The sequence below is a fragment of the Streptomyces sp. PsTaAH-137 genome (assembly GCF_003259365.1).
Classification (GTDB): Bacteria; Actinomycetota; Actinomycetes; order Streptomycetales; family Streptomycetaceae; genus Streptomyces.
Genome location: NZ_QLLY01000006.1, coordinates 495,936 through 522,746 on the forward strand (window position 1 = coordinate 495,936; position 26,811 = coordinate 522,746).

Annotated in this window: 20 protein-coding genes; 11 read left to right on the forward strand and 9 right to left on the reverse strand. The window is 72.0% G+C overall.

Annotation, left to right across the window (positions count from 1 at the left end):
* Nucleotides 1-240 precede the first annotated feature (240 nt).
* The 4 genes from K377_RS16835 to K377_RS16850 all read left to right on the forward strand — a co-directional run bounded on the left by K377_RS16835 (nucleotide 241) and on the right by K377_RS16850 (nucleotide 4,525).
* Entirely contained in the window at nucleotides 241-1,266 is a 1,026-nt protein-coding gene (locus tag K377_RS16835) for an Lrp/AsnC family transcriptional regulator (RefSeq protein WP_111664140.1), read from the forward strand.
* 123 nt (nucleotides 1,267-1,389) lie between these two features.
* Nucleotides 1,390-2,826 (forward strand): amidase, encoded by a 1,437-nt coding sequence (locus K377_RS16840; protein ID WP_111664141.1) that lies wholly within the window; start codon nucleotides 1,390-1,392, stop codon nucleotides 2,824-2,826.
* A 29-nt stretch (nucleotides 2,827-2,855) separates the two neighbouring features.
* Nucleotides 2,856-3,080, forward strand: a complete 225-nt coding sequence (locus tag K377_RS16845; protein ID WP_111664142.1) for a hypothetical protein — start codon at nucleotides 2,856-2,858, stop codon at nucleotides 3,078-3,080.
* On the forward strand, nucleotides 3,077-4,525 hold the full coding sequence (locus K377_RS16850; protein ID WP_111664143.1) for a sodium:solute symporter: 1,449 nt from the start codon (nucleotides 3,077-3,079) through the stop codon (nucleotides 4,523-4,525). The genes K377_RS16845 and K377_RS16850 overlap by 4 nt, the downstream gene beginning before the upstream one ends.
* Nucleotides 4,526-4,583: 58 nt before the next feature.
* On the opposite strand, the gene K377_RS16855 is transcribed toward K377_RS16850, so the two are convergent.
* Together K377_RS16855 and K377_RS16860 are read right to left on the reverse strand one after the other, a co-directional pair.
* Nucleotides 4,584-7,250 (reverse strand): discoidin domain-containing protein, encoded by a 2,667-nt coding sequence (locus K377_RS16855; protein WP_111664144.1) that lies wholly within the window; start codon nucleotides 7,248-7,250, stop codon nucleotides 4,584-4,586.
* A gap of 220 nt (nucleotides 7,251-7,470) precedes the next feature.
* The gene (locus K377_RS16860) at nucleotides 7,471-8,589 is read right to left on the reverse strand and encodes a pyridoxal-phosphate dependent enzyme (protein ID WP_111664145.1); all 1,119 of its coding nucleotides are present in this window, start codon (nucleotides 8,587-8,589) and stop codon (nucleotides 7,471-7,473) included.
* 273 nt (nucleotides 8,590-8,862) lie between these two features.
* Here K377_RS16860 and K377_RS16865 point away from each other — a divergent pair, with 273 nt between their 5' ends.
* From K377_RS16865 to K377_RS16890, 6 genes are all read left to right on the forward strand, one after another.
* The gene (locus K377_RS16865; protein ID WP_111664146.1) at nucleotides 8,863-9,615 is read left to right on the forward strand and encodes a GntR family transcriptional regulator; all 753 of its coding nucleotides are present in this window, start codon (nucleotides 8,863-8,865) and stop codon (nucleotides 9,613-9,615) included.
* Between the two features lie 240 nt (nucleotides 9,616-9,855).
* Complete coding sequence (locus tag K377_RS16870; protein WP_111664147.1) at nucleotides 9,856-11,574, forward strand: cytosine permease; 1,719 nt, start codon at nucleotides 9,856-9,858, stop codon at nucleotides 11,572-11,574.
* Nucleotides 11,575-11,793: 219 nt separating this feature from the next.
* The gene (locus K377_RS16875) at nucleotides 11,794-11,997 is read left to right on the forward strand and encodes an SPOR domain-containing protein (protein WP_111664148.1); all 204 of its coding nucleotides are present in this window, start codon (nucleotides 11,794-11,796) and stop codon (nucleotides 11,995-11,997) included.
* Nucleotides 11,998-12,018: 21 nt separating this feature from the next.
* A complete protein-coding gene (locus K377_RS16880; protein ID WP_111664149.1) occupies nucleotides 12,019-12,420 on the forward strand; it encodes a (deoxy)nucleoside triphosphate pyrophosphohydrolase in 402 nt (133 codons plus the stop codon).
* Nucleotides 12,421-12,831: 411 nt separating this feature from the next.
* A complete protein-coding gene (locus K377_RS16885) occupies nucleotides 12,832-13,248 on the forward strand; it encodes an ATP-binding protein (protein ID WP_111664150.1) in 417 nt (138 codons plus the stop codon).
* Between the two features lie 259 nt (nucleotides 13,249-13,507).
* Nucleotides 13,508-16,144, forward strand: coding sequence for a SpoIIE family protein phosphatase (locus tag K377_RS16890; RefSeq protein ID WP_343238087.1), 2,637 nt, complete (start codon nucleotides 13,508-13,510; stop codon nucleotides 16,142-16,144).
* 12 nt (nucleotides 16,145-16,156) lie between these two features.
* Here K377_RS16890 and K377_RS16895 read toward each other — a convergent pair whose 3' ends face one another.
* The 7 genes from K377_RS16895 to K377_RS16925 form a co-directional block, all read right to left on the reverse strand.
* Entirely contained in the window at nucleotides 16,157-16,870 is a 714-nt protein-coding gene (locus K377_RS16895) for a PspA/IM30 family protein (protein ID WP_111664152.1), read from the reverse strand.
* 47 nt (nucleotides 16,871-16,917) lie between these two features.
* A complete protein-coding gene (locus tag K377_RS16900; protein WP_258395057.1) occupies nucleotides 16,918-19,014 on the reverse strand; it encodes a TPM domain-containing protein in 2,097 nt (698 codons plus the stop codon).
* Nucleotides 19,015-19,107: 93 nt separating this feature from the next.
* Complete coding sequence (locus K377_RS16905; protein ID WP_111664154.1) at nucleotides 19,108-20,514, reverse strand: glucoamylase family protein; 1,407 nt, start codon at nucleotides 20,512-20,514, stop codon at nucleotides 19,108-19,110.
* A 284-nt stretch (nucleotides 20,515-20,798) separates the two neighbouring features.
* Nucleotides 20,799-22,010, reverse strand: coding sequence for a glycoside hydrolase family 1 protein (locus K377_RS16910; RefSeq protein WP_111664155.1), 1,212 nt, complete (start codon nucleotides 22,008-22,010; stop codon nucleotides 20,799-20,801).
* A gap of 60 nt (nucleotides 22,011-22,070) precedes the next feature.
* On the reverse strand, nucleotides 22,071-22,928 hold the full coding sequence (locus K377_RS16915) for a carbohydrate ABC transporter permease (RefSeq protein ID WP_111664156.1): 858 nt from the start codon (nucleotides 22,926-22,928) through the stop codon (nucleotides 22,071-22,073).
* On the reverse strand, nucleotides 22,925-23,899 hold the full coding sequence (locus K377_RS16920) for a carbohydrate ABC transporter permease (RefSeq protein ID WP_111664157.1): 975 nt from the start codon (nucleotides 23,897-23,899) through the stop codon (nucleotides 22,925-22,927). The genes K377_RS16915 and K377_RS16920 overlap by 4 nt, the downstream gene beginning before the upstream one ends.
* Nucleotides 23,900-23,971: 72 nt before the next feature.
* On the reverse strand, nucleotides 23,972-25,216 hold the full coding sequence (locus K377_RS16925; protein ID WP_111664158.1) for a sugar ABC transporter substrate-binding protein: 1,245 nt from the start codon (nucleotides 25,214-25,216) through the stop codon (nucleotides 23,972-23,974).
* A gap of 271 nt (nucleotides 25,217-25,487) precedes the next feature.
* Here K377_RS16925 and K377_RS16930 point away from each other — a divergent pair, with 271 nt between their 5' ends.
* Nucleotides 25,488-26,480: an acetylxylan esterase gene (locus K377_RS16930; protein WP_111664159.1), complete on the forward strand. Its 993-nt coding sequence runs from the start codon at nucleotides 25,488-25,490 to the stop codon at nucleotides 26,478-26,480.
* The last annotated feature ends 331 nt before the right edge of the window (nucleotides 26,481-26,811 follow it).

Here is a 26,811-nt window from a genome sequence, read left to right on the forward strand (position 1 = left end):
CATCAGAGCAGTCTGGCTGCCGGTCCGCCCGGTGCGCCATGGAATTGGCTGCCACGGCACCCCGCCCACTCCGCTGGACGGAGTCGGCATCGAGCGGCACCACGTCGTCGGTCATGCCGGAAGCGGGGGACGGCACATCGAGCTCTTCGCTGCTCACCACGTAGCGCTGCCATCCGACCCCGGCTTGGAATCGCGCCAACCAGACCCTGGCCGTGTGGCCGGGGTGATTAGGGTCGTCCGGTGACCTCTGAACCGAACCCGGTCGGCCCGACCGCCCCGACCGGCCCGCTGGACGCCCTCGACCGCCGGATCGTCGCCGCCCTCCAGATCGACGGCCGTGCCTCCTGGCGGCGGATCGCCACCGCGCTCGGGGAGCCCGAGCGGAAGGTCGCCCGGCGCGGTCTTCGGCTCCTGGAGAGCGGGGCCGTGGCGGTGCGCGGGCTCGTGGTGCGGGGTGAGACGGTGATCCTGCGCATGAACTGCCGGCCCGGCGCCGTCCGCGACACCGCCGTCGCCACCGCCCGCAGGGACGACGCCATCTTCTCGTACGTGCTCGCGGGCGCCGCCGACTGCGTGGCCGAACTCCAGTGCCAGCCGGGGGAGTTGGCGCGTCTTGCGCTGGACGAGGTGCCCGCGCTGCCGGGGCTCGTTGCGCAGCAGGTCTCCCCGGTGCTGCGCTACTTCCGCACCGTGCACGAGTGGTCGCCGGGCATCCTCGGCGACGACGAGACCGCCGCGCTCGTCGGGGAGACGGCGCGGCCGGTGGACGACATCGGGGTGCCGGCCGTCCTGGACGGGCTCGCGCCGGACGAGCACGCCATCCTGCGCGCGCTCGCCGAGGACGGCCGCAGCACGCACGACGAACTCGCCGCCGTGGCCGGGGTGTCGGTGGCGACGGCGCGGCGCCGCGTGGAGTCGCTGACCCGGCAGGGCGTCGTCAGCATCCGGGCGGCCGTGGAACCCGCGCTGCTCGGCCTGCCGGTCGAGGCGCTGCTGTGGATCAGGACCCGGCCCGACGAGGTCGAGGAGGTGGGGCGGCTGCTCGTCGAGTCGCCGCTGGTGCGGTACGCGGCCGTGGTGATGGGCGAGCACCAGATCCTGGTCGACGTGACCCAGCCGTCGAAGCAGGCCCTGCACGCGTTCCTCACCGAGTCGGCGTGGGTGCGGCGCGCCGAGGCCGTGCAGTCCCATCTGGTGGTGGAGGCATGGAAGCGCAGCGGGGTGCCGGCTCGTGGAGTCTCGCTCTTCCCTGTTGCCGGTGGGTGACCATAAGTTTCACTTATGTGAATTGGGCGTCTGAAAAGTTCACAGGTGCAGAACTGTTGACTGAAACAATCAGTTGACCGCAGTGTGGGGGCGCACACCGTCGCCTCCCGCACGAGGACCGCCATGCCCCTGAGCCCCGCCGAAGCCGACGCGCTCTGCGCTCTCGACGCCGTCGACCTCGCCGCCCGGATCCGCCGCCGCGAGCTGTCCGCGCGCGAGGTCGTCGCCGCCCACCTCGACCGGATCGAGCGCGCCAACCCGGCGATCAACGCCATCGTCACCCTCGACCCCGAGGGCGCGACACGGGCCGCCGCGTGGGCCGACGAACAGGCGGCCTCCGGAGCCGAGTTGGGGCCGCTGCACGGGCTGCCCATCGCCTTCAAGGACACCCACCTCACGCGCGGGATGCGCACCACGCACGGCTCACCCCTCTTCGCCGACCACGTCCCCGACGAGGACGAACTCCTCATCCAGCGCATCGAGTCGGCCGGCGCCATCCGCATCGGCAAGACCAACGTGCCCGAGTTCGCGGCCGGTTCGCACACCTTCAACACCGTCTTCGGCGCGACCCGCAACCCGTACGACACCACGCGCTCGGCCGGCGGCAGCAGCGGCGGCGCCGCGGCCGCGCTCGCCGCCCGGCTGACCCCGATCGCCGACGGCAGCGACATGGGCGGCTCCCTGCGCAACCCGGCCTCCTTCTGCAACGTCGTCGGGCTGCGCCCCACCCCCGGCCGGGTACCGGCCCTGCCCTCCGGCGACGTCTGGGAGACCCTGGCCGTCGCCGGGCCGATGGGCCGCACCGTCGCCGACACCGCGCTGCTGCTCTCGGTCATGGCCGGGCCCGACCCGCGCAGCCCGCTCTCCCTGGAGGTCCCGGACCCGGCCTCGTACCGCACCTCCCTGACCCGCGACCTCACGGGCCTGCGGGTCGCGTACGCGCCCGATCTCGGCGGCCGCGTCCCCGTCGACCCCGAGGTGCGCGCCGTCGTCGACCGGCAGGCCGCTCTCTTCGAGGACCTGGGCTGCCGCGTGGTCGAGGACTGCCCGGACCTCGACGCCGCCGAGCACGCCTTCCGCACGCTGCGCGCGCACGCCTTCCACCAGGCGTTCGGCCCGCTCCTCGACGCCCACCCGGGCGCCCTCAAGCCCAGCCTCGTGTGGAACATCGAGGAGGGCCTGAAGCTCACCGGCGCCGAACTCGCCCTGGCCCGCGGCGAACTCACCCGGCTCCATCTCGCCGCCGTCGCCTTCTTCGAGCGGTACGACGTGCTGATCGCGCCGGTCAGCCAAGTCGCGCCGTTCGCCGTCGAGTCGGAGTACCCCGGCGTCATCGACGGGCAGCCGCAGCACACCTATCTCGACTGGATGCGCTCCGCGTACTTCCTCTCCGCCCTGGGCGCACCCGCCCTCTCCGTCCCCGCCGGGTTCACCCCGGCCGGGCTTCCCGTGGGCCTGCAGATCGTGGGCCCGCCGCGCGCCGAACGCCTCGTCCTGGAGGTCGGCGCCGCCCACGAGGCCGCCACCGGACACGGACGGCACGCACCCACCCTCCCGTAGGTGCTCAACTCCCCTCAGCTGGAGCCCCGATGAGATCACCGCACGCGCTCTGGGCCGCCGTGCCCGTCCTGGCCTTCCTCAGTACGCCGTACCTGCCGTTCGTCAACGGACCGCACCTATGGCTCGGCATCCCGTCCGTCCTGTGCTGGTGCCTGATCTGGACGGCAGGCACGACGGCGGCCCTCGCCCTCGTCGACCGGCTCGCCCCGGCCGCGGACGACGAAGAGACCGCGAAGGAGGACGTACGCGCATGAACGCCACCATGGTCATCACGGTCCTCGGCATCGTCGTCATCGCGCTGGTCGGCGTCAGCGGACGCCGCGCCCCCAGCAGGGAACTGGGGGAGTGGACCGTCGGCAAGCGCCGCTTCTCCACCTTCACCACGTGGTTCCTGCAAGCCGGTGAGTCGTTCACGACGTTCAGCTTCCTGGGCCTCGCGGGCCTCGCGTTCGGCGCCGGTGTCGCCGCGTCGTACGCCCTGTGCTACCTCGCCATCAACTTCGTCCTCCAGTACTTCACCGCCCCGCGCATGCGTGAACTCGGTCTGCGCGGCGGTTACTTGACCCAGGCGGACTTCTTCGTCGACCGGTACCGCAGCCCGCTGCTCGGCAAGGTCGTCGCCGTCGTCGGCGCGGTGTTCCTGCTGCCGTACCTGCAACTCCAGATCACCGGCCTCGGCATGATCGTGCAGCTCGCCACCGGCAGCCGCACGGGCGGCAACTGGAGCATGGTCCTCGCCACGGTCCTGACCGTCGGCTTCGTCCTGTGGTCCGGCATCCGCGGCATCGCGCGCGTCGCGTACCTCAAGGACGCGCTGATGATCGTCGGGCTCGTGGTGCTGGTGGTGGGGGTCGCGGTGTCGGTGCACGGCGGCATCTCGGGCACCTTCACCACGATCCGCGACGCCCACCCCTCGCTCCTGACGCTCGATCAAGAGGGCTACGACAGCACGTTCTTCGTGACCGCCGTCATCATCTCCTCGATCGGCGGCGGGCTCGGCACCATGGCGCACCTGTGGCCGCCGGTGCTCGCCGCGGGCAGCGGGCGCTCCCTGCGCTCCAACGCCGTCTGGCTGCCGCTCTACCAGATCGCCCTCGGCATCCCGGTGATCGTCGGCTTCGCGGGCGTCCTGCTGCTGTCCAAGGACGCGGCCCCCAACTCCGTCGCCCTCACCCTCGCCGGGCAGACCCTGCCGGGCTGGCTGGTCGGGCTCGTCGCGGTCGCGGCGGCCTCGGCGGCGATGGTGCCGTCCGCCGCGATCGTCGTCGGCATCTCCAGCCTGCTCTCCCGCAACCTGTTCCCCGCCCGCACCGCCCGCGCCCAACTCCGTACGAACCATGTGTGCGTGGTGGCCGCGGCGGCCCTGGCCCTCGTACTCGGCCTGCTCCGCCCCGGCCTCCTCGCCGACATGCTCCTCCTCACCTACGGCGGCCTCACCCAGCTCGCCCCGGCGATCGTGATGGGCCTGGCGAAACGGGTCCGCCTGGGCGCGGTGCCCGCGCTGCTCGGGATCGTGGCCGGGGTGGCGGTGCTGACCTGGCTGACGTTCGGCGGGGGTGTCGATGTCGGCACGGTGGATACGGGGTTGATCGCGCTCGGGGTCAATGTGGTGGTGACCGTGGTCGCGCAGGTGCTGGTGGGGGATCGGCGGGCTGAGCGGGAGCGGGCCGTTGAAGCCGTGGGGGCCGGCGTGGGCTGAGGCCCGGAGCCGTGGGCGGGGGCCCGCCGAAGCGCCTGCCCGGCGCCGGGGGGGGGGCTCAGCGTACGGTCAACTCGCCCACCGCGACCGGCGATCGGCCCGTCTCCGTGATCCGTACGAACCGTCCCCGCGTGCCCGCCTCGAACGGCACCCAGCGCCGCCCGTCCGCCGACACCTCCGCCCGGTACGCGCGCGTACGGGTCACGGTGATCTGCCGGAGGGTCTTCCGGCCGCCCAGGTCGACGGTGAGGGAAGCGCCCGGGCGGGTGGGGAGCCAGGTCGTCGACGGGTTGCCGTCGACGGCGGCGCCCGCGTACTGGCCCGGGTCCTCGGACGTCGCCCGTGCCGGGCGGCAGCGGGCCAGGTCGGTGGTCGGGGTGAGGTCGGGGCGGCGGGTGGGGAGGGTGAGGCCGTCCGTCGTCACCGTGCGGCGGCCGTTCGGGGTGTCCACGGCGAAGGGGGCGCCGGACGTGAGGCGCACGGTGGTGCGGCGGGCGCCGAGCGCGATGTCGTACGTCCGGCCCCGCCAGTGCAGGCCCCTGACCGTGACGCCCTTCGCCAACTGGGGCGGCAGCATCGGGTCGAGCCGCACGGCCGCGCCGTCCTCCAGGCGCAGCCCGGTCAGACCGTGCGTGAAGACCTGGAGGAAGCCGCCCTTGCCGGTCAGGAAGTCCTGCGCGGGCGCGCCGGCGAGCGCGTCGTCGCCGCCCGCCTTGTCGCCGCGCGCCTCCGAGAACGTGCCGAACGGCTCCCGGAAGAACGGCCGCGAGGCCCGCTCCAGGAACGTGTACGTCGAGCAGCCCGGCTCGCCGATCGCCGCAGCCGCCGCCGCGTGCACCGAGTCGGTCATCGCCGGACCGCTCCGGTCGGTGTGCGCCGCGTAGTGGTCGAGCGTCGCGGCCGCCGCGCCCTTCGGCATCGGCCGCCAGTCCAGCGGATACAGCAGCAGCACGGCGTCGGCCTGCTTGATGTCGGCGGCGCGCGCGGGATCGTAACCGGCGTACTGGAGGAAGATCTTGCGGCGCGCGTCGTACGGGATCCGCAGCCGCTCGGCGATCCGAGTCCAGTCGGCGCCGGGACTCTCGCCGACGAGCCGGGCGGCCTTGGCGGCGGCGCGCAGGGAGGTCGCGGCGACCGCGTTGGTGTAGACGCCGTCGTCGACACCGTTGCTGTACTCGTCGGGCCCCGCCACGTTCTTGATCGAGTACGAGCCGTCCGCCTTGTTCGGCGTCACCCGCGAACTCCAGTACTGGGCCAGCCCCTTGAGCAGCGGCCAGCCTCGCTCGCGCAGCCAGTCGCGGTCGCCGGTGGCCTGGTAGTACTGCCAGGCGGCGAGCGCGATGTCGCCCTGGAGGTGGTTCTGGGTGACGCAGTGCGGCGGGTACCAGCTCTGGCACTCCTTCCAGAGGTCGCCCGAACTCGCGCTCGTCCAGGGGTACATGAGGCCCTTCACCGACGTCTTCAGGGCGTTGTCGGCCGCCGCCCTACGGGTGCGGTAGCGGTACGCGAGGACCGGCTCGGCCAGCTCGGGGCGGGTGGCGAGCAGCGAGGGGAACATCCATGTCTCGGCGTCCCAGAACACCATGCCCGCGTAGTTGTCGCTGCTCAGACCGGCCGGCGGGATGCTGTCGCGGGCGCCCGCGCGGACGGAGGCGAGCAGGCCGTACTGGGCCGCGCGCACCTGCGCCTGGAGCTCCGGGGCGCCCTTCACCTCGATGTCGGACGACCACAACGCCCGCCAGGCGCGGGTGTGTTCGTCCTTCAGCGCCTCCCAGCCCGCTGCCGCCGCACGCTGGGAGGCGCGCACCGCGCCGGTGTGCGGGGCGCGCGAGGTCAGCGCGGTGTCCACGCCGACGTACTTGGCGACGTCGTAGCGCGTTCCCGAGGCGGCGTCGAACTCCGCCGACGTGCTGCCGCTCAGGCCGTCCGAGCGGCGCGGTTCGTGGGTGCGGCCGGGGGAGCGCAGGGTCGAGGCCACCGTGCCGGTCGTCCCGGTCCCGTCGGCGCGGAAGCCGACGGCGACCGTGCGCTTGCCCGCCGGGCCGGTGCCGGTCGCCTTCAGCCTGCGGGCGCCGCGGCCGTCGATGCGGTCGGTCACGGTGATCCTGCCCGACCAGTGCGGGGTGACACGGAGGCGGACCGCGCCGACATGGGCGCGGGCCCGGTCGGCCAGCACCTCGTAGGAGAGGTCGGTGCGGCGGCCGTCCTTGTGGACCCAGATGAGCGAGGTGGTGACCGTGCCGCAGCGCAGGTCCACGCGCTGCCGGTAGCCCGTGGTGCGGCTGTCCGGGCCGTACGTCTCGCCGCGCGCGGTCACCTCCAGGGCGGTCCAGTTGGGGAGCGCGGCGAGGGCCTGGCGGTGGGCGGTGTTCTTCGGGCCGCGCGCGTAGAGGCCGGAGACGAAGGCGCCGTCGTAGCGCGGGGTGTAGAGCGGCCAGCCGGTCTTCTCGGCGGGGGTGCCGTGGGCGTAGCCGGTGCCGGTGGAGGGGACACGGGCGCCGAGGTAGCCGTTTCCGGTGTACGCCGAGTAGGGGTTGGCGGGGTCGGCGGTGCGGGTGGTCAGGGTCCAGGTGGGGGAGGCGCAGGTGGGGGTTTCCGGGGCGCGGGGCGGCAGGAAGGCGGCGGTGGTCAGGGCGAGGGTGAGGGGGAGGGCGGCGGTGAGGGCTCTTCGGGGGGTGGTGGTCACGGGTCGAGCGTGCGGGGTGGTTGGTGCCGGGTGTGTCATGCGCGCCGGGGTTTAGGCGGTCCGGGTGGGTTCGGGTGGCGTTTCGGGTGCGGGGCGCGTCGTGGCCGGTCGCGCGGTTCCCCGCGCCCCTGAAAGATCCGCGTCTGCCCCACGGGTCTCTCGTCGCGACCTGCGGGCGGTGGCCGCTTCTCGCGCAGTTCCCCGCGCCCCTTGCGGGGCCCTTGGCGGGGCTTCTCGTGCCCCGCCCCGAGACTCTCCGTCAGCCGGCCAGGCCCGTTTTCAGGCCCGCGCCGCAGAGGGGGATCACTGCGGTGCGGGTGTTGAGGGTGGGGCCCAGGGGGCCGTCGTCGCGGGTTGCGGCCCAGCAGGCCACGCCGGTCGACTCGACGTACAGGCCCCGCGAGGCCAGATCGAGCTGGGCGTGCCGGAGCTGATCCTCCGTCACCGTGTGGAAGGCGCCCCCTGATTCCCGTACCGCACGAAGAATCTGCCGGGCCCGCGGCGGCCGGGTGATCGCGATGCCCTCGGCGAGGGTGGCCGCCATGGGCGTGGTCCCGACCAGGTCCTCGGCCCCGGCCCGCCACGCCTCCGCCAGCGGCGCCACCGCGGCGGCCTGCACCGCGTGCAGCGCGGGCCGCCGGTCGATGAGCCCGGCGGTGTGCAGCTCGGCGACGGCGAGCGCGGCCCCGAGCAGCAGCGTGCCGTTGCCGACCGGGACGACCAGCACCTCGGGCAGCCGCCCGCCCAGGTCCTCCCACAGCTCGTGGACGTACGTCTTCGTGCCGTGCAGGAAGTACGGGTTGTACACGTGGCTGGCGTAGAAGACTCCGTCCTCGTCCGCGGCGGCCCGAGCCGCCCGCGCCGTCGCCTCCCGGTCGCCCTCGACGACGAGCAGCCGGGCCCCGTGCGCCCCGATCTGCTCCAGCTTCTTCGGGGACGTGCCCCGGGGGACGTAGACGGTGCAGGGCAGCCGCGCGCGGGCGCAGTACGCGGCGATCGCCGTCCCCGCGTTGCCGCTGCTGTCCGCGATCACCCGCTCGGGCCCGAGCCGGGCGGCCAGCGCGGCCAGCATGACGGCGCCGCGGTCCTTGAACGACAGCGTCGGCATCAGGAAGTCCAGCTTCGCCGAGACCCCGTCGGTGAGCGGCACGAGCGGTGTGCGCCCCTCGCCGAGGGTGCAGTCCGGCGTGGGCAGCGGCAGGCACTCGGCGTAGCGCCACAGGGAGTTGACCCGGCCGGTCAGGGACTTGAGCGAGGCGGGCGTCGGTGCGTGGTCGAGGTCGAGTGGTCCGCCGCAGTTGGGGCAGCACCAGGTGAGGGACCCGGACGGGACGCGGGTGCCGTCCAGCGGGCAGTAACAGTCGGGCAGCGCGGTCATGAGAAGAGCGTAGGCAGCCCGGCGCGTCCTGAACCGTACGCACGGCCGACACGGGCGCCGATGTGTGAATGGCTCACTACCTGGAGAAAGTCCCTGCGTAAAGCCCTGAGCGCCCGTAAGTCATCACATCGAGTGATTCCTTGGCCTTTGCTTGCACGCCTCAACCGACGGTTGCCAGGCTGTCGCTGTCTGTCAATCAATGTGATGGGGGTTCCGCGGTCGGCGGTCGGGGGAGACCGCCCGGGGACCCGCGGGGAACGAGGGGAACAATCAGTGTCATTCGGTGAGCAGCCGGCGTACCTGCGCGTCGCGGGAGATCTCCGCGAGAAGATCGTCAACGGCTCGCTTCCGCCGCACACCCGCCTCCCTTCCCAGGCCAAGATCCGCGAGGAGTACGGGGTTTCGGACACGGTCGCGCTCGAAGCCCGCAAGGTGCTGATGGCGGAGGGGCTGGTCGAGGGCCGCTCGGGTTCGGGCACCTATGTGCGCGAGCGGCCGGTGCAGCGCCGCGTCGCCCGCTCCGGATACCGCACGGGCGGCGGCTCCACCCCCTTCCGCCAGGAGCAGTCCGACCCTTCGGCGCGCGGCACGTGGGAGTCGCGCAGCGAGCAGACCGAGGCGGACGCCCCCCTCGCCGAGCGGCTCGCGATCCGCCCCGGCGACCGGGTGATGCGCACGGCGTACGTGTACCGGGACGCGGGCGAGGCGATGATGCTCGCCACCTCGTGGGAGCCGCTGGCGGTCACCGGCCGCACCCCGGTGATGCTGCCCGAGGAGGGCCCGCTCGGCGGCTGCGGCGTGGTCGAGCGCATGGCGGCGATCGACGTGATCGTGGACAACGTGACGGAAGAAGTGGCCGCCCGCCCCGGCCTCGCCGAGGAGCTGAGCGCGCTCGGCGGCGTGCCGGGCCACGTCGTCATCGTCATCCACCGCACCTTCTTCGCCTCGGGACGGCCGGTCGAGACGGCCGACATCGTGGTCCCCGCCGATCGCTACCGGATCGCCTACCACCTGCCGGTCAAATGACCCCGCGCCCACCGGCGCGCCCGCACCCGTCACCGCCGTCCGCTGGCCGGACGCCTCGTCCGGCTCGCGATATCCGGAGTTAACCGGGCCCCAACTCCCGTAACCGGCAGGCAATCCGGCGCTGCCCAGACTTGTCATGCACGGCTCCTACCGTCCTTCTGCGTACCCGCCGTACCGGTATACCGCTACCAGCCGCTACGGCCAGGCCCCGCTGACTGACGGACGAACGGGAAGCCGACGATGACCGAGACCGCTCTGCCCACCGCCGAACCGGCACCGCCCCAGCCGCCGAACCGGCAGGCACCCCAGCGCAGTTACGCCAAGCTGGCGGCCGACGAATCCCGCGAGGACTTCTCGCTGCGCTATGCCCCGCACTCCTACCGGCGCTGGTCGCCGACCATGGTCGCCTCGACCGCGCTCGGCGGCATCGCCTATCTCGCCGACTTCGCGATCGGCGCGTCCATCGTCTTCACCTACGGGTTCACCAGCGGCTTCGCCTCGATCCTGTGCGCGGCGACGATCATCTTCCTGACCGGCATCCCGATCGCCCGCGCCTGCGCCAAGTACGGCCTGGACATGGACCTGATCACGCGCGGTGCCGGGTTCGGCTACTTCGGCTCGACGCTCACGTCCCTGATCTACGCCTCGTTCACCTTCATCTTCTTCGCGCTCGAAGGCTCGATCATGGCGCAGGCCATGCACGAGGTGGTCGGGCTTCCGCTGCCCGTCGGCTATCTGCTGACGACGCTCATCGTCATCCCGATCGTGTTCCGCGGGATGGGCGCGCTCGCCAAGGTGCAGGCCTGGACCCAGCCGGTCTGGCTGATCGGTCTGGTGCTGCCGTTCGTGATCCTGGCCTTCCACTCCCCGGGCTCGTTCGGCGACTTCACCCACTTCGGCGGCACCGAGGGCGCGGGCAGCGGCTTCTCCTGGCTCGGCTTCGGCCTGGGTACGGGCGTCGCGCTCTCCCTCATCGCCCAGATCGGCGAACAGGCCGACTACCTGCGCTTCATGCCGGCCAAGACCGAGCAGAACCGCAGGCGCTGGAACCTCGCCGTGCTCGCCGCGGGCCCCGGCTGGGTGATCATCGGCGCCGCGAAGCAGATCGGCGGCGCGCTGCTCGCCTTCGTGGCCCTCGAAGCCGTCGGCAAGACCCACGCGCTCGAACCGATCGCCCCGCAGGTCGAGGCGCTGAAGCCGTGGCTCGGCTCGGTCGCGCTGCCCGCCGCCGCGCTGTTCGTGATCGTCTCCCAGATCAAGATCAACGTCACCAACGCCTACAGCGGCTCCCTGTCCTGGTCGAACTTCTTCTCCCGCGTCACCCACCGGCACCCCGGCCGCGTCTGGTACATCTTCCTCAACCTCGCCATCGCGCTGACGCTGATGGAGATGAACATGTTCGCCGCGCTGAACAAGCTGCTCGGCTTCTACTCGAACGTGGGCATCGCCTGGATCGCGGCCGTCGCCGCCGACCTCGTCATCAACAAGCGGGTGGGCTGGAGCCCCAAGTACATCGAGTTCAAGCGGGCGTATCTGTACGCGGTGAACCCGGCGGGATTCGGCTCGATGGTGATCGCGTCCGTCGTCTCGATCCTGGCGTTCTTCGGGCTCTTCGGGGAGTACGCGGAGGCCTTCTCCACCTTCATCGCCGCCGGCCTCGCGCTGATCCTGTGCCCGACGATCGCCTGGGCCACGAAGGGCAAGTACTACCTGGCCCGGCCGAACCCGGTGAACGGTCCGGACGTCACCCTCGCCGAGGGCACCGACCTCACCGCCACCCACACCTGTGGCGTCTGCGAGACGGCGTACGAACTTCCCGACATCGCCGACTGCCCGGTGCAGGCCGGGCCGATCTGCTCGCTGTGCTGCTCGCTGGACGCGGAGTGCGGTGACGTGTGCACGAAGAAGCCGACGGGGGAGCCCGTTCTGATGCCGATGCCCACGGTGCGCAGGGACTGAACGGTACGGGTGGGACTCAGGGGGCGCATTTATGCAAATGCGCCCCCTTGGCGCCTGTCGGCGATGGCTTGTTGCGTATCTCTTTGTGCCAACACGTATCCGCTCTGTGAAGGTCAGGCGTAGGCTCGGGCATATGCGGATTGTGGTTTCCTCAGGACGCGTGGGGGGTGGAGCACGATGCGAGCCGGGGTCGGGCCGATCAGGGAGGGGCGGCGCACGATGAACGACGGCACGACGACACTTCCGTGGCTCGTCATACGCCAGGACGACAATGGCAACCGCTATCGCGTGGGCCGCTACGCGACCAGGGCGGAGGCCCAGCGCATCGCCGACAGCCTCGATGCCCACGGCCACAAACAGCTGTACTGGGTCGAGCGCCTGGCGGAGAACACCACCACGGTGCGGAACGGCACGGTGCGCTGACGGGGCCGTAGGCTCCGCCGCATGACTGATCAGACCGAACCGGTCGTCGTGGTGGTCGCCGCCGCCCTGTACGACACCGACGGCCGGGTGCTCGCCGCGCGGCGCAGTGCGCCTCCGGAGCTTGCCGGGCGGTGGGAGTTGCCCGGGGGGAAGGTCGAGCCCGGGGAGCTTCCTGAGAGTGCCCTCGTCCGTGAACTCCGCGAGGAACTGGGCGTCGAGGCGCGGCCCGTGTCCAGGGTTCCCGGTGAATGGCCGCTGAAGCCCGGTTACGTCCTCCGTGTCTGGCGCTGCGCTCTCGACTCGGGGGCGCCCGAGCCCCTCCAGGACCACGACGACCTCCGCTGGCTGGCCCCGTCCGACATCTGGTCCGTGAACTGGCTGGACCAGGACGTCCCGGCGGTGAAGTCCCTGACGGAGCCCTAGACCCGCGCCTCTCGTCGTGGCTGGTCGCGCAGTTCCCCGCGCCCCTGAGATGCGCACTTCGTGCGCCATCTCATCAGAGAGGCGCACCGCCGTCGCCCCATCGGGAGGCGCGCGGAGCGCAGCCTCAGGGGAGGCGGCGCGCAGCGCCTGCCTCAGGGGCGCGGGGAACTGCGCGACCGGCCACGACGGTGGCGCGCGTGAGGGACCACCCAGGGGCGCGGGGAACTGCGCGAGAAGCGGCCACCGGCCCGCGGACGAAGAACGATCCAGGGGCGCGGGGCAGTGTGCCCGGGGCGGAGTCGTACGCCGTACGTACCAGCCCGGTAGGGCTTCCGCGATAACACCCCACCCGTACGGGTATATCCCGATTAACCCTATGAAATCGGGCAGAACCTCTCGCGGGTCAGGGAAGTGATCGGTGTGCTCCACACCCAGGGCGATGTCGCCGAGTGGGCCTTCCCCGCCGACCCCATGGCCGTACGGAGGGCCCGCACGGCGGTCCGGGGACAGCTGGCGGCCTGGGACCTGGACGAGCTGAGCGACATCACGATTCTGCTGGTCAGCGAGCTGGTCACCAACTCCCTGCGCCATGCGTCGGGCCCGATCGGAGTGCGCCTGGTCCGCCCGGAGGGCAGGGCGGGGGCGCTGCTGGTCGAGGTCTCGGACCCGCTGCCCGACCCGCCCAGGGCCCGTACGGCCACCCCCGACGACGAGGGCGGCCGCGGCCTGCAACTGGTGGCCGAGGCCTCCCGGCGCTGGGGCACCCGGCCGGGCGGCGCGGCGACCGGCGGCAAGACCGTGTGGTTCGAGCTGGCCCTGCCCGGCTGAGACCGCCCGGCCGCACCCGCCCCGGTTAAGTAGGTCGCACCTGGTTAAGAGACGGGAATGTGGAACTCGACTGGAGAACGCGGTGTGTGGACGCACCTGCACTCTGGGTACGGAAACAGTCGGTCCCGACGGGCCAAAAAGGGTCGGGACCGTGGTGTGATCGTGAACACCGTGTCGTGCGGCTCCGTAGTGCTGGATACTGCGGGCAGCCGCCCCGGTGACCGGTGCCGGACGCGGTGAGCTGGAGGGGACGGTTCGCGTGAGCGAGATACCAGCGAAGGCCGGGGCGTCCAAGAACGCCCCGGACGCGGCGTCGACGCCGGATGCGGGCCGGACGTCGCCGGAGCAGGCGCAAGCGGAGATCGGGCCGATCGCCGACATCTGGCAGACGAGTCCGCCCGGGTCGATCTACGACTACATCAAGGTCGCCTCGTTCTCGATCGGCCCCGACGGGCTGATCGACCAGTGGAGTCTGCGGGCCGCGCAGATCTTCGGCATCACGGCCGGGGACGCCGTGGGCAAGGACCCCGTCGAGGCGTTCGTCCCGCCCGAGCTGCGCGACCGCGGCCGCCGCAAGATGGCCGAGATCCTGGACGGACGCGAGTGGACCGGCGTCGTACCGTTCCGGACGCGCGGCGAAGGGCCGGGTGATGCCGGGGAGCCGTACGGTACGGCCGAGGTCTATGTGATGCCGACGACCACCGAGTCCGGTGAGCGTGCCGCGGTCTGCGTCGTCGTCGACGTCCAGACCCTGCGGAGCATCGAGACGGACCTCGCCGCGTCGCAGTCGATTTTCGGTCAATCTCCCTTCGGCTTCCTGCTGTTCGACACCGACCTCAAGGTCCAGCGGGCCAACCGCACGTTCACCTCGGTCTTCGGCGGCCACGTCGACGACCACCGCGGCCGCACCGTCCACGACTACCTGCCGCGCCACGAGGCCGACCGGGTGCAGGGCGCGCTGCGCCGGGTCCTGGAGACCGGCGACGCCGTCACCGACATGCAGCTCGTCGGCCCCGCCCCGGACTCGTCCGAGCGCCGCCACTGGTCCATCAACCTCTATCGCGTCCACACCGGTTCGGGCCGGCCCATCGGCATCGCCGGGCTCGCCAGCGATGTCACCCGGCGGCACGCCGCCGCCCGCGAGGCCGCCCATGCCCGGCGCAATCTGGCCCTCCTGAACGAGGCGGGCGCCCGCATCGGCAACTCGCTCGACCTGGAGACGACGTCCCGCGAACTCCTCGACGTGGTCGTGCCGGGCTTCTGCGACCTGGCCTCCGTCGACCTGTACCAGGGCCTGCTCTCGGGCGACGAGACGGCGCTGGCCAACCACCGGCTCGCCGACGGCAGCGCCGAGCTGCGCCGGGTCGCCGCCGCGAGCGCCGTGGCCGACGTGCCCTTCCTCGACCTGGGCGGCGAGGAGCCGGTCGGCGTCGGCGCGGTGCACCGCTTCGCGTTCAACTCCGCCTGCGCGGACGCCCTGCGCACCGCCCGCCCGCAGACCCTGCCCGCGCAGCCCGGCGGCCTCGTGCAGTCGACGCTCGCCGTGCCGATGGTCGCGCACGACACGGTCGTCGGCCTCGTGCAGTTCTCCCGCACCAAGGGCAGCGAGCCGTTCAACGAGCGGGACCGGGCCCTCGCCATGGAGCTGGCCGCCCGCGCCGCGGTCTGTATCGACAACGCCCGCCTCTACCGCCGCGAGCACGAGCGCGCGCTGATACTGCAACGCTCCCTGCTCCCGCCGGACAACCCCGAGGCGTCCGGCCTCGACATCGCCTGCCGCTACCTGCCGGGCAACGCGGCGACCGAGGTCGGCGGCGACTGGTTCGACGTCATCGAACTCCCCGGCCACCGCACCGCGCTGGTCGTCGGTGACGTGATGGGCCGCGGCCTGCGCGCCGCCGTCGCCATGGGTGAACTGCGTACCGCCGTACGCACCCTGGCCCTGCTCGACCTCGAACCGGCCGAGGTGCTCAGCGCGCTCGACGAGATCGCCCGCGGTCTCGGCACCCCCGGCGGCGTCCAGCAGGCCACCCGCGCCGCCCGCACCGCGAACCAGGGCGGCGAGGACCTCTCCGAGGTGTACCTCGCCACCTGTGTCTACGCGGTCTACGACGCCGTCACCCGCCGCTGCACCTTCGCCAACGCGGGCCACCTCCCGCCGGTCCTGGTCGAACCCGGCGAGGGCGCGCTGATGCTCGACGTACCGCCGGGCATGCCGCTCGGCGTCGGCGGTGAACCCTTCGAGGAGGTGGAGGTCGAACTCCCGGAGGGCTCCCTGCTCGCGCTCTACACGGACGGCCTGGTCGAATCGCGCGACCACCCGCTCGACGAGGGCCTGTCCGCGTTCCGGGCCGCCCTCGACGACCCGTCACCGGCTCTGGAGGACGTCTGCGACCACGTCCTCAACACCCTCGACACCCACCACGGCGAGGACGACATCGCCCTGCTGATGGCCCGCATCCAGGGCCTGCCGGCCGGGAACGTCGGCGACTGGACGCTGCCGCGCGAACCCAAGTCCGTCGGCCGGGCCCGCGAGCTGACGCGCACCCAACTGCTCGCCTGGGATCTGGAACCCCTCGTCGACACCACGGAGTTGCTGGTCAGCGAGCTGGTCACCAACGCCCTGCGGTACGGCGAGGGCGAGATCAGGCTCCGGCTGCTCCTCGACCGCTCGCTGGTGTGCGAGGTGTGGGACGCCGGTCTCGTGCAGCCGCGAAGGCGGCGCGCCCGGGACACCGACGAGGGCGGCCGCGGACTCCAGCTCGTCGGTCTGCTGAGCGCGTCCTGGGGCTCGCGGCGCACCCCGCGCGGCAAGACCGTCTGGTTCGAACTCCCGCTGCCGGACGGCAACGCGGGGATGGTCGACCCGACGGAGGCCCTGCTCAGCCTCTTCTGAGGGCCGGAGAACTCAGGAACCGCTCTTCAGCGCGGCCAGCCTGGCCTCGATCTCGGCCGCGTCGCCGAGCGAGTCCAGCTGCTCGAACTGCGCGTCGAGGGAGGACTCGGCCAGCTCCTGCTTGCCGAGCGCCTTCGCCTCCTCGCGCCGCACCTTGTCCTCGAAGCGGCCCAGCTCGCTGGTGGGGTCGAGGACGTCGATGTTCTTCGCCGCGTCCAGCATCTGGTTCTGCGCCTGCGCCGTCTTGGCGCGGGCCACCAGCTGATCCCGCTTCGACTGGAGTTCCGTCAGCTTCGTCTTCATCTGGTCGAGCCCGGACTTGAGCTTGCCGACCACCTCGGTCTGCGCGGCGATCGTCGGCTCGGCGTCCTTCGCCTCCTTCTCCGACTGCAACTGCCGGCCGAGGGCGACCTTCGCGAGGTTGTCGAACCGGTCGGCCTCCGCCGCGGTCCCGGCCGCCCGCAGCTCGTCCGCCTTCTTGCTGGCCGCGAGTGCCTTGCCGCCCCACTCGGCGGCCGCGTCCACGTCCTCCTTGTGGTCCTGCTCCAGCATCCGCAGATTGCCGATGGTGGTGGCCACAGCCTCCTCGGCCTCCGCGATGTTGTTCGTGTAGTCGCGGATCAGCTGGTCGATCATCTTCTGCGGATCCTCCGCGCCGTCGAGCAGCGCGTTGATGTTGGCCTTCGCGAGCTGCGCGACCCGGCCGAGGATGGTCTGCTTCGTCATGGTCAAGTCCTCACGTACGGGGTGAACAGGTGGGTGGGTGAAGAGGGTCAGAAGCGCCCGCCGCCGCCCCGGCGGCCGCGCGTCCCCCCGCCGCCGAAGCTGCCGGGCCCGCCCCCGCCGCCGAACCCGCCCCCGCCGAACCCGCCGCCTCCGCCGCCCATGCCGCCCCTGCCGCGCCCGCCGTTCAGCAGTCCGCCGAGGATGATCCCGCCGAGCACCGCGCCGCCCATGCCGCTGCCGCCGCGCCCGCCGCCGCCCCCGTACGGATTGCCGTACCCGCGCACGTCCCGCTCGGCGAGCGCCTGCGCCTGCCGGGCCAGCGCGTCGGCCTGCTGCGCCTCGGCGAGCGCGGCGGCCGGGTCGCTCTCCTGCCCGGCCTGCGCGTTCGCGAGCCGCCGCTCGGCCTCCGCGAGCCGGGTGCGGGCCTCGCTGCCGACGGCGCCGCGGTGCGTGGTGATGAAGTCCGAGGCCGCGCCCGTACTGCTGCGCGCGGCGAGCAGGGCCTGGCCGAGCAGGGAGCGGGCGCGCGCGGTGCCCGCCTCCCGCTCGCGCGCCGCCACCAGCGCCTCGTCCAGCACTGTGTCCGCCTCCTCGACCCGGCGCAGCGCGTCGATCGGGTCGTACGGGCCCGCCGCCAGCTCCGCGCGCACCTGGCCCACGACGGACTCGACCCGCGCGATACGGCCGCGCAGATCGGCGGTGGACACGTCCTGACCGGTGCCCTCCAGGAGGCCGTGCGCGTCCGCGAGGTCGGTGTCGGACTCGGTGAGCGCGGCGGGCAGCTTCTCGTCGGCCTCGGCCAGCTCACCGGCGAGCCGGTCGATCGCGGTGACGAACGTGGCGGCCTGGTCGACGGCGCCCTCGGCGGCCCGCAGATGGACGGCGCCCTTGCCGGCCTCGCCCGCGTCGACACTGCCGCGCGCCTGGTTGAGCTGGGTGGTGGCGAACACGAGCCGGTCCTTGGCCTGCTCGACATGGCCCACGACGCTCTGGAGCGCGGACGCCGCGTACCGGGTGCCGAGCGCGGTCATGGTCTCCTGCGCACCCGTCGTGCGCGCCGCCAGCTCGCGGAAGGCCCGCTCGGCGTGGGCCAGCGCCTCGGGCGCGTTCTGCTCCAGGGCGCGCAGCCGGTCGAAGTCGGCGGACTGCGCGTCGAGCCCTTCGCCTGCCCTGGTGCACCGGCTGACGATCTCCTCCAGCATCCGCCGCTTCGTCGCGTCGTCCTCGGGGAAGGCGTCGTCGAGCTGCTGGCGGAGCTTGAACGCGGCCGTCAGCTCGGTCTGCGCGGCCGCCAGCGCCGTCTGGAACTCCTTCACCGCGTCCTCGCCGAACTGCGCGGTGGCGAAGCCCAGCTCCTCGGTGCTGGTGCGCACCGCGTCGTCGGTCTCGACCAGCAGCAGCCTGGCCTTCTTGTCCAGCTCGGGCAGCGGGGTCTCCTGCGGCTTGCCCCAGCCCTGCGCGCCGCCGCCTGACGGGCGGCCCGTGCTCCCGCGCCGCTTGCGGCGGGTGTAGGCGAACGCGGCCACGGCACCGGCGCCGCCGACGGCGATCACGGGCAGCACCAGGTCACCCGCGCCGCTGCCGCCGGAGTCGCCCGCGCCCGGGTCGGGGTTGCCGGGCGTGACGGTCGGGGTGGGCACGGGCCGCCCCGCGACGGCGGCGCCGATGCCGTTCGCCGCGCCGACGGCGGCGCCCGCCCAGTCGTTCTTGCGCAGCGCCGGTTCCACTGCGGTCTGCGCGATGTCCTGGATCTGGGCGTCGGTGAGCCGGGAGTCCTGGTCGACGGAGAACGCGTACTGCCGGTCGTGGGTGGCGACGGCGAGCAGGACGTCGTTGAGGCCGAGCCCGTTCTTGTCGGCCGTGGCATCGGCCCAGTCCTGCGCCGAGCGGCCGGAGAAGCCGCGTACGTAGACGACGAAGAGCTGGATGCCGCGCGCGTCGTCGAGGTCGGCCAGCGCGTCGGCGGCCGCGTCCTTCCGGTCGCCGAGGGCGTTCACCTTGTCGGTGAGCTGGCCGGTGCGGGACAGGGTGACCGGATCGTCGGCGTGGCCGGGGGACGCGGGCAGCAGCAGCCAGGCCAGGGTGAGCAGCACGGCTGCGGCCGTCCGCGCGGCTATCGGGCGCACAGAAGCGGCGGGCGTCACGTTTGGGAGCGTATGTCCGTAAAGAAGGTGCCGCGACCGGGGCGCCCCCACAGCACCCTCACGGTCGCGGCACCCGTCTGTGGGGCCGGAGCGTCAGACCGAGAACCGCTCCTCGGCCAGCAGTGGCCGCACGCGCGCCGCGAAGCCGCCCGTGCGGAACGGCCGCTGCAGGAGCCCGGGCCGCAGCTGCTGGGCCAGCGCGGCGGCGATCATGCCCTGGTCGAGCGCGAGCACGAAGTCGCTGACCCGGCCGGTCGTGACGTCCACCGAGTCGCGGAAGCCGTACCTGTCGTCGTACGCGCCGAAGTCCGCGGCCAGCGCCTTCAGGTTCGCCACCGCCTCCCGGCGGGCGTACGGCAGTGCGAGGAAGGAGGCGTGCGGGGTGACGACGCCGAGCGAGTGGTAGCCGTCCTCCTGCATGCCGAGCGCGTCGACGCCGTACTCGCGGTAGCCGCCCTCGGGGATGTTCGCCGGGGAGAACCCCCAGTAGCCGTATCCCGCCTCCTCCAGGCCGTGCTCGATCTGGCCGCGCACATAGCGGGCGTGCGTGACGCCCCAGGAACCCGGCGACCACTCCGGCTCGGGCACGAACAGCGGCACCATCAGCGCCTCGAACATCGAACCGCCCCAGGTGGGCACGAAGGCGCGGCCGCGGTAGGTGTAATGGCCCTGCCAGACGCGGACGCCGTCCATGGCGACGTAGGAACCCTCCTGCTCCTGCTCCTGACCGCTGCCCGGCAGCAGGGTCCGGAAGAGGTGCCAGTAGTGGTCGGCGGGCAGGCTGCCGTCGGCGATCCCGAGGTAACTGGCCATCCGTGGCTCGGTGTTGAGGGCGCCGTAGTGGTGGCCCGTCGGTTCGCCCTTGCCGGGCTTGTCGGGCCAGAAGCCGCCGCGCAGCTGGCCGGGGCCCGCCACCGGGTCGGCCGGGTCGTACGGCGTGTAGTAGTACGACCAGTCGGCGCCGGCCAGCAGCTTCGCGACGCGCGGGCGCAGCGCCGGGGCGGCGTCGGCCGCGATCCGCAGCCCGGTCACCAGCCAGGCGTTGTCCACCGAGGACAGGAACGGGCGGACCGTGTCACCGGTCGCCGGCCAGGTCGTCAGGACGCTGCCGTCGTGCGCGTCGTACCAGTTGAACCAGAACCCGTGCGCCCGCTCAAGACGTTCCACGGCCGCGACCGTCCGCGTCAGCCTGCGCTCCATCTCGCCCCGGGTGATCACCCCGAGCCCGCCCGCGGCGGCCGTCGCCCACAGGCCGCAGCCGATGTTGGTCGGCGAGGTCTGCACGGACGGCACGGGCGTGCCGCTGCCGCTGACGTCGATCTTGTCGGCGGCGAGCCCGAGGCCGGTCGTCATCGCCTCGATCGAGCGGTACGTGGCACGGAACCAGGTGCGCAGCAGGGCCGGGTCGACGGCGGCGGAGGCGCTCGCGGCCGGGGCGGCGCCCAGCGTGAGCGCGGCGCCACCGGCACCGGCGGCCATGAGGAACGTACGGCGATCCATGAAGGTCCTTCTCCCGGGAGGTCCGAACGGGCAGCTGTGGAAGGGAAGTTCGTGGTGCTCGTGCTGTCGGGGCGGGCGGGTCCTGCGCTGATCAGGTGTGCGCCGGACCCGCCCGTGGTGGACCCGCGAGGTCAGGTGTCGCGGGCCCCGGGACCGGGACGGCGGGGGTCAGGGTCCGCGGTCCCGTGAGCCGCGGGCGAGCCCGGGGGATGGGCCGCCCGCGGCGGATCAGGGGTGGGCGGCGGCGACGTGGAGGTCGAGCCGCCGCCCACCGGCATGAGGGGTCAGATACGCGGCAGCGCCTGCTCGCGGCCGAGCCCGCCGAGCCAGTGCGCGGCCGGCTTGGGCGTGCGCGCGAACGTCTCGCCGTCCCAGCCGATCAGGCCGAACGTCGCCTTGTAGGTGCCCCACTCGTAGTTGTCGAGCGCGCTCCAGGCGAGGTAGCCGCGGACGTCGATGCCGTCCTCCATGCAGGCCGCGACCGCGTCGAGCGCGCCCGCGTAGTAGTCGATCCGGCGCTGCTCGTCGCCGGTGGCGATGCCGTTCTCGGTGACGACGATCGGGGTGTCCGGGCCGATCAGCCCGGCGGTGTGCCGGATCGCGTGGCCGACGGCCTCCGGGTAGTACTCCCACGAGGTCAGCGTGCGCTCGGCGTCGGCCGGGGCCGGGATCGGGCCGTCCGTGCCGATCTTCGTGCGGGTGTAGGACTGCACGCCGATCCAGTCGTCGCCGCGCGCGGCCTCGATGAAGATGTCCTCGCGCGGGTGGCGGTAGGCGGCGGTGACCTCCTCGGCGCCCGGCTCGGCCTGGTAGACCTGGTTGGCGATGGTCCAGCCGACCTTGATCTCCGGCTTGATCGAGCGCACGGCCTTCACGGCGGCGTGGTGCGCGGCGATGACCGCGTGCGTCGTCTCCTCGTCGGGGAACGGCAGCCCGGCGGGCGGGAAGCCCTGGTCACCGCGCTTGGCGAGACCGGCCATCACGGCGATCATGTTCGGCTCGTTGATGGTGCAGACGTGCTCGACGCCGTCGGCGATGATCGGCGCGCACTCCTCGACGTACCGCGCGAACAGCTCGACGGCGCCCTCGGCGGTGAAGCCGCCCAGGTCCTCGAACCACTGCGGGATCGTGAAGTGGTGCAGCGTGACGTTGGGCCGCAGACCGCGGGCGATCGCGCCGTCCACCATCCGGCGGTAGTGGGCTATCTCGGCGCGCGAGAAGTAGCCGCGGACGGGCTCGATGCGGGCCCACTCGACGCTGAACCGGTAGTCGGTGAAGCCGAGTTCGGCGAGCAGGTCCATGTCCTGCTCCCAGCGGTGGTAGCTGTCGCAGGCGTCGAGGCTGGGCTCCTGGATCCCGGCCGCAGGGTCGTGCTCCTTGCGCCACCAGTCGCTGTTGACGTTGTTGCCCTCGATCTGATGGGCGGCGGTCGAGGCGCCCCACAGGAAGCCGTCGGGGAAGGGCGTCGTGCGCGTCGGGGCAGGGGTGAGCGTCATGGTGATGATGCCTGTCTTTCTACGTGCGTGTGTGGGGGGCCGGGACGGACCGGATACGGCCTACTTCATGCCGGCGGTGGCGATGCCCTGGGTGAAGTGGCGCTGCAGGACCGCGAAGACGACAAGCACGGGGAGCACGACGAGCAGCGAGCCCGCCATCAGCATTCCGTTGCCGCCGCCGACCGTGCGGTTCGGGTCGTTGGCGAAGGTCGCGAGGGCCACCGGGAGGGTGTACTTGTCGGGGTCGTTGGTCGCGATCAGCGGCCAGATGAAGTTGTTCCACGACCCGAGGAACGTGAAGATCGTCAGCGTCGCGAGGGCGGGCTTGACCAGCGGAAGGACGATCCGCCAGAAGATGTACCACTCGCCGGCGCCGTCCATCCGGGCCGCTTCGAGCAGCTCGTCCGGGATCGACTGCATGAACTGCCGCATCAGGAAGACGCCGAACGCGCCCGCCGCGAAGGGCAGCACCAGGCCCGCGTAGGTGTCCAGCAGGTTCAGCTGGTTGATCAGCACGAACAGCGGCAGGACCATCAGGTTCGCCGGGACCATCAGGGCGGCGAGCACGACGCCGAAGACCTTCGAGCGGCCGCTGAAGTTCAGCTTGGCCAGCGCGTAGCCGAGCATCGAGCAGAACAGCAGGTTGCACACGGTCACGAGCACGGCGACGATCACCGAGTTCAGGAAGTACCGCGGCATGTCGAGCTGGTCGAGCAGATCGGTGAAGTTCTTCAGCGTCCACTCGGAAGGGATCCAGACCGGCGGGCTCGCGGTCAGGTCCTTCTTGGTCTTGAAGGCGCTCAGCGCCATCCACAGGAAGGGCGCGGCCATGACCAGCAGACCGAGCGAGGCGACGACGTAGAGCAGCGGCTTGCGGCCTCGGCCGGCGGGCCGGCGGGCGGGGGTGACGGCGCTCATTTCGTGTTGTCCTTCATCAGTCGCAGCTGCAGCACCGTGATGCCCATGATCACCACGAACAGGACGTACGCCATGGCGCTCGCGTAGCCCATGTTGAAGAACCGGAAGCCCTGGAAGTACATGTCGAGCGACACGGTCAGCGTGGAGTCGGAGGGACCGCCCTGGGTCATCACGAAGGGCTCCTCGAAGACGTTGAGGTAGCCGATCGTCGTGATGACCGTGGCGTACAGGAGCGTCGGGCGCAGCAGCGGCACCGTGATCCGGCGCAGCTCCTGCCAGGCGCTCGCCCCGTCGAGCCGGGCGGCCTCGCGGACCTCGGCCGGGATGGCCTGGAGTCCGGCGATCATGAGGACCATGACCGTACCGAGGTTGCGCCACACCGCCATCACGATCAGCGACGGCATGGCCCAGGTCTCCGAGCCGAGGAAGTCCGGTGCGGTGAAGCCGAGTTCGTCACCGAGCCCGGCGATCAGTCCGTCCGAGGGGTCGAGCACGAACCGCCACACGATGGCCACGGCGACGATCGTCGTGACGACCGGCGCGTAGAAGCCCACCCGGAAGAAGGTGCGGGCGCGGTCGATCCCGTTGTTGAGCAGCACCGCGATCAGCAGCCCGAGCCCGATGGTCAGCGGCACCCCGATGACCACGAAGTACGCGGTGTTGAACATCGCGCGCAGGAACTGGTCGTCGCTGAAGAGCTTGGTGTAGTTCTCCAGGCCGACGAAGTTCGCGTCCATCGGCTTGCGGACGTTGCGCTGCCCGAAGTCGGTGAAGCTCATCACGAGCGTCGCCACGATCGGGAAGAGCATGAAGACGCCGAACAGCGCGAGGAACGGGGTGGAGAACAGCCAGCCGGCCAGGTTCTGCTTCCCCATCGAGCGCTTCCTGCGCCGCCCCGCGTCCTGCGGGGACCCGCCGTCCGGGACCTTGTCGGCCCCGGAGCGCGCGGGTGTGGGTGTCGTGGTGGACATGGTCCGCCCTTCGGACGTCCTCCGGTGTGTGCCTGGACGGCCGGAGGGTGGGGGTTTCTTTCGTGAGGCGGGTTACTTCTGGACGAGGCCCTCGATCTCGCTCTGCGCCTTGTCGAGCGCGGCCTTCGGGGAGGACTTGCCCTGGGCGGCGTCCTCGATCGCGGTGTCGATCTTCGAGGTGATCTCGGACCACTTGGGCTGGGCCGGCGAGACCTGCGCCGACTCCATCTGCTTCTTCCAGACCTTCATCTTCGGGTCGGTGGCCAGGTCACCGGACTTCCAGGCCGTCATGTTGGCCGGGAGGTCCTTGGTGCGCTGGAACCAGTCGGCCTGGCCCTCGGTGCCCGTGAGGTACTGGACGAGCTTCTTGGCGGCGGCCTTGTGCTCGCTGTCCGCGGAGATCGTCAGGGCCGAGCCGCCCGCCATGGAGGCGGAGGTCTTGTCGGTGGGTACGTTGGCGATGGCCCACTTGCCCTTGAGGTCGGGGTAGTTGTCGTCGAGCAGGCCCATGTGCCAGGGGCCGCCGAAGAACATCGCGACGGCGCCGGTGTTGAAGTCCTTGGTCACGTCGTAGCCGGGGCGCACCGACTTCGCGGCGAGGCCCTTCTTGAAGTAACTGGTGTAGTTCTCCAGGGCCTTGACGGCCGCCGGGCTGTTGGCGACGGTCTCGCCGTCCTTGGTGACGATCTGGCCGCCGGCCGAGTACAGGAACTGGTAGAAGCTCTGCACCGAGTCCAGGCCGTTGGGCTGGATCGACAGGCCGTACTTCGAACCGGCCTTCTGGTACTTCTCCGCGGCCGTCTTCAGCTCCGCCATGGTGGCCGGGGCCTTGTCGATGCCCGCCTTCTTGGCGAGGTCGGTGCGGTAGTAGAGGACGCGGGTGTCGACGTACCACGGCACGCCGTAGGTCTTGCCGTCGTACTCGCCCTGCTCCCAGCCCGCCGGGAAGTAGTCCTTCTCCTTGAAGGTCTTGGTGTCGACCGGCTCCAGGGCGCCCATGTCCGCGAACTCGGTCATGTAGCTGCCGCCCATCTGCATCACGTCGGGCAGCTTGTTGGCGGCCGCGGCGGCGACGAGCTTCTGGTGGGCGACGTCCCAGCCGATCGGGGTGACCTTCACCGTGATGTTCGGGTTGGCCTTCTCGTAGACCTTGGCGACGTCGGCGAGCTTCTCACCCTCGGTGCCCATGGCCCAGACGGTGAGCGTCTGCTTCGCGTCGGCCGCGACCGAGTCGCCGCCGGAGCCGCCGCAGGCGGTGAGGGTCAGCGCGGACGCCAGGCTGACGGCGATCGCGGCGGTGGTTGCGCGGCGGTTCATGGACGGCTCCTCCTTGAGCGGACCGTGGAATGTATGCGCTGTCTGTAAGCGCATACATCACTCTGTGGCAGCCGCCTCCGATGTGGCAAGAGGGGTCTTGGTCACACTCCCGTAACGGGACGGAGAGCTGTGGGACCGCCGGGCGCGGCCGGGCGTGACCTGGGCGCCCGCCCGCATGGGGCGAGCGTAAAACAGACATTCCACTTTGAGACGGACCACCTCGGAAGAATTGGCCTGTACCGGATGTGATCTCTGTCCTAAGGTCGCGGCCATGACAGTCTTCTCGCACGATTTCCCGTTCGACCCGACATACGGCTACACCCTCGCCGACCTGCGCGGCGTCGGTGCGCCCGACGGTGTCCCGGCCGACTTCGACGCCTTCTGGCGCGGTCGGTACGAGGCCGCGCGGGCGGTGCCGACCAGGCCGGAGATCGGGCCGCTCGTGGAGGAGCGCGACGGCGTCCGCATCTTCGAGGTGACCTACACCTCGGTCGGGGACGTGCGGCTCGGCGGCTGGCTGGCGCTGCCCGTGGACGGTCCCGCGGAGCACGGCTTCGTCATCGGGCACGGCTACGGCGGCCGTGACGCGGCGGGCCCCGACGTGCCGCTGCCGCTGCCCCGGTCGGCGGCGATCCTGCCGTGCGTGCGGGGGATGGTGGAGCGCGGGCTCGTCGACGGGGTGCCGTCGGTCTCCGCCGAGCATGTGCTGCACGGGATCGCTTCGCGGGAGACGTACGTCATCGGGGAGTGCGTCGCCGATCTGTGGTGCGCGGCGTCGGCGCTGCTCGAACTGGTCCCGGAACTGGGGGAGTCGGTGGCTTCCGGCGACGGCCTAGGCTACCTCGGGGAGAGCTTCGGCGGGGGGCTCGGGGCGCTGGCCCTGCCCTGGGACGACCGGTTCGCCGCCGGTGAGCTGACGGTGCCGACGTTCGGCAATCATCCGCTGCGGCTGACGCTGGACTGTGCGGGAAGCGGGGCCGCGGTCCGGCGCCACCACTCCTTGCACCCCGAAGTCGTCGATGTGCTGGGCTACTTCGACGCGGCCACGGCGGCGACGCGCCTGACGAAGCCGACCCTGGTCGCCGCCGCCCTCTTCGACCCGTCGGTGCCGCCGCCGGGGCAGTTCGCGGTGTTCAACGCGCTGGGTGGGGGCGGGGAGTTGCTGGTGCTGGAGGCCGGCCACTTCGACTGGGAGGGGGAGCCTGCGGCGCGGGTCGAACTGGCGGCTGCCAAGGGGGAGTTCTTCGGGAGGGCGCTGAAGTGAGGCGGGGCTAGCCTTCGTCTGCGGCTCCGGTGGGGGCTGGTCGCGCAGTTCCCCGCGCCCCTGGGTTGTTGTTCGTCTGCGGGTGGGTGGGGCTTCTCGCGCAGTTCCCCGCGCCCCTGAGATGCGCACTTCGTGCGGCATCTCATCAAGAGAGACGCACCCTTGGGCGGCGGCCCCGCAAAGAGGCGCGGCGAAGCCGCAGCCTTAGGGGGAGGCGGCGCGAAGCGCCCGCCTCAGGGGCGCGGGGAACGGCGCGGGAAGCGGCCACCGGCCGGCGGTCGGGGAACGACCTGGGGGCGCGGGGAACGGCGCGGGAAGCGGCCACCGGCCG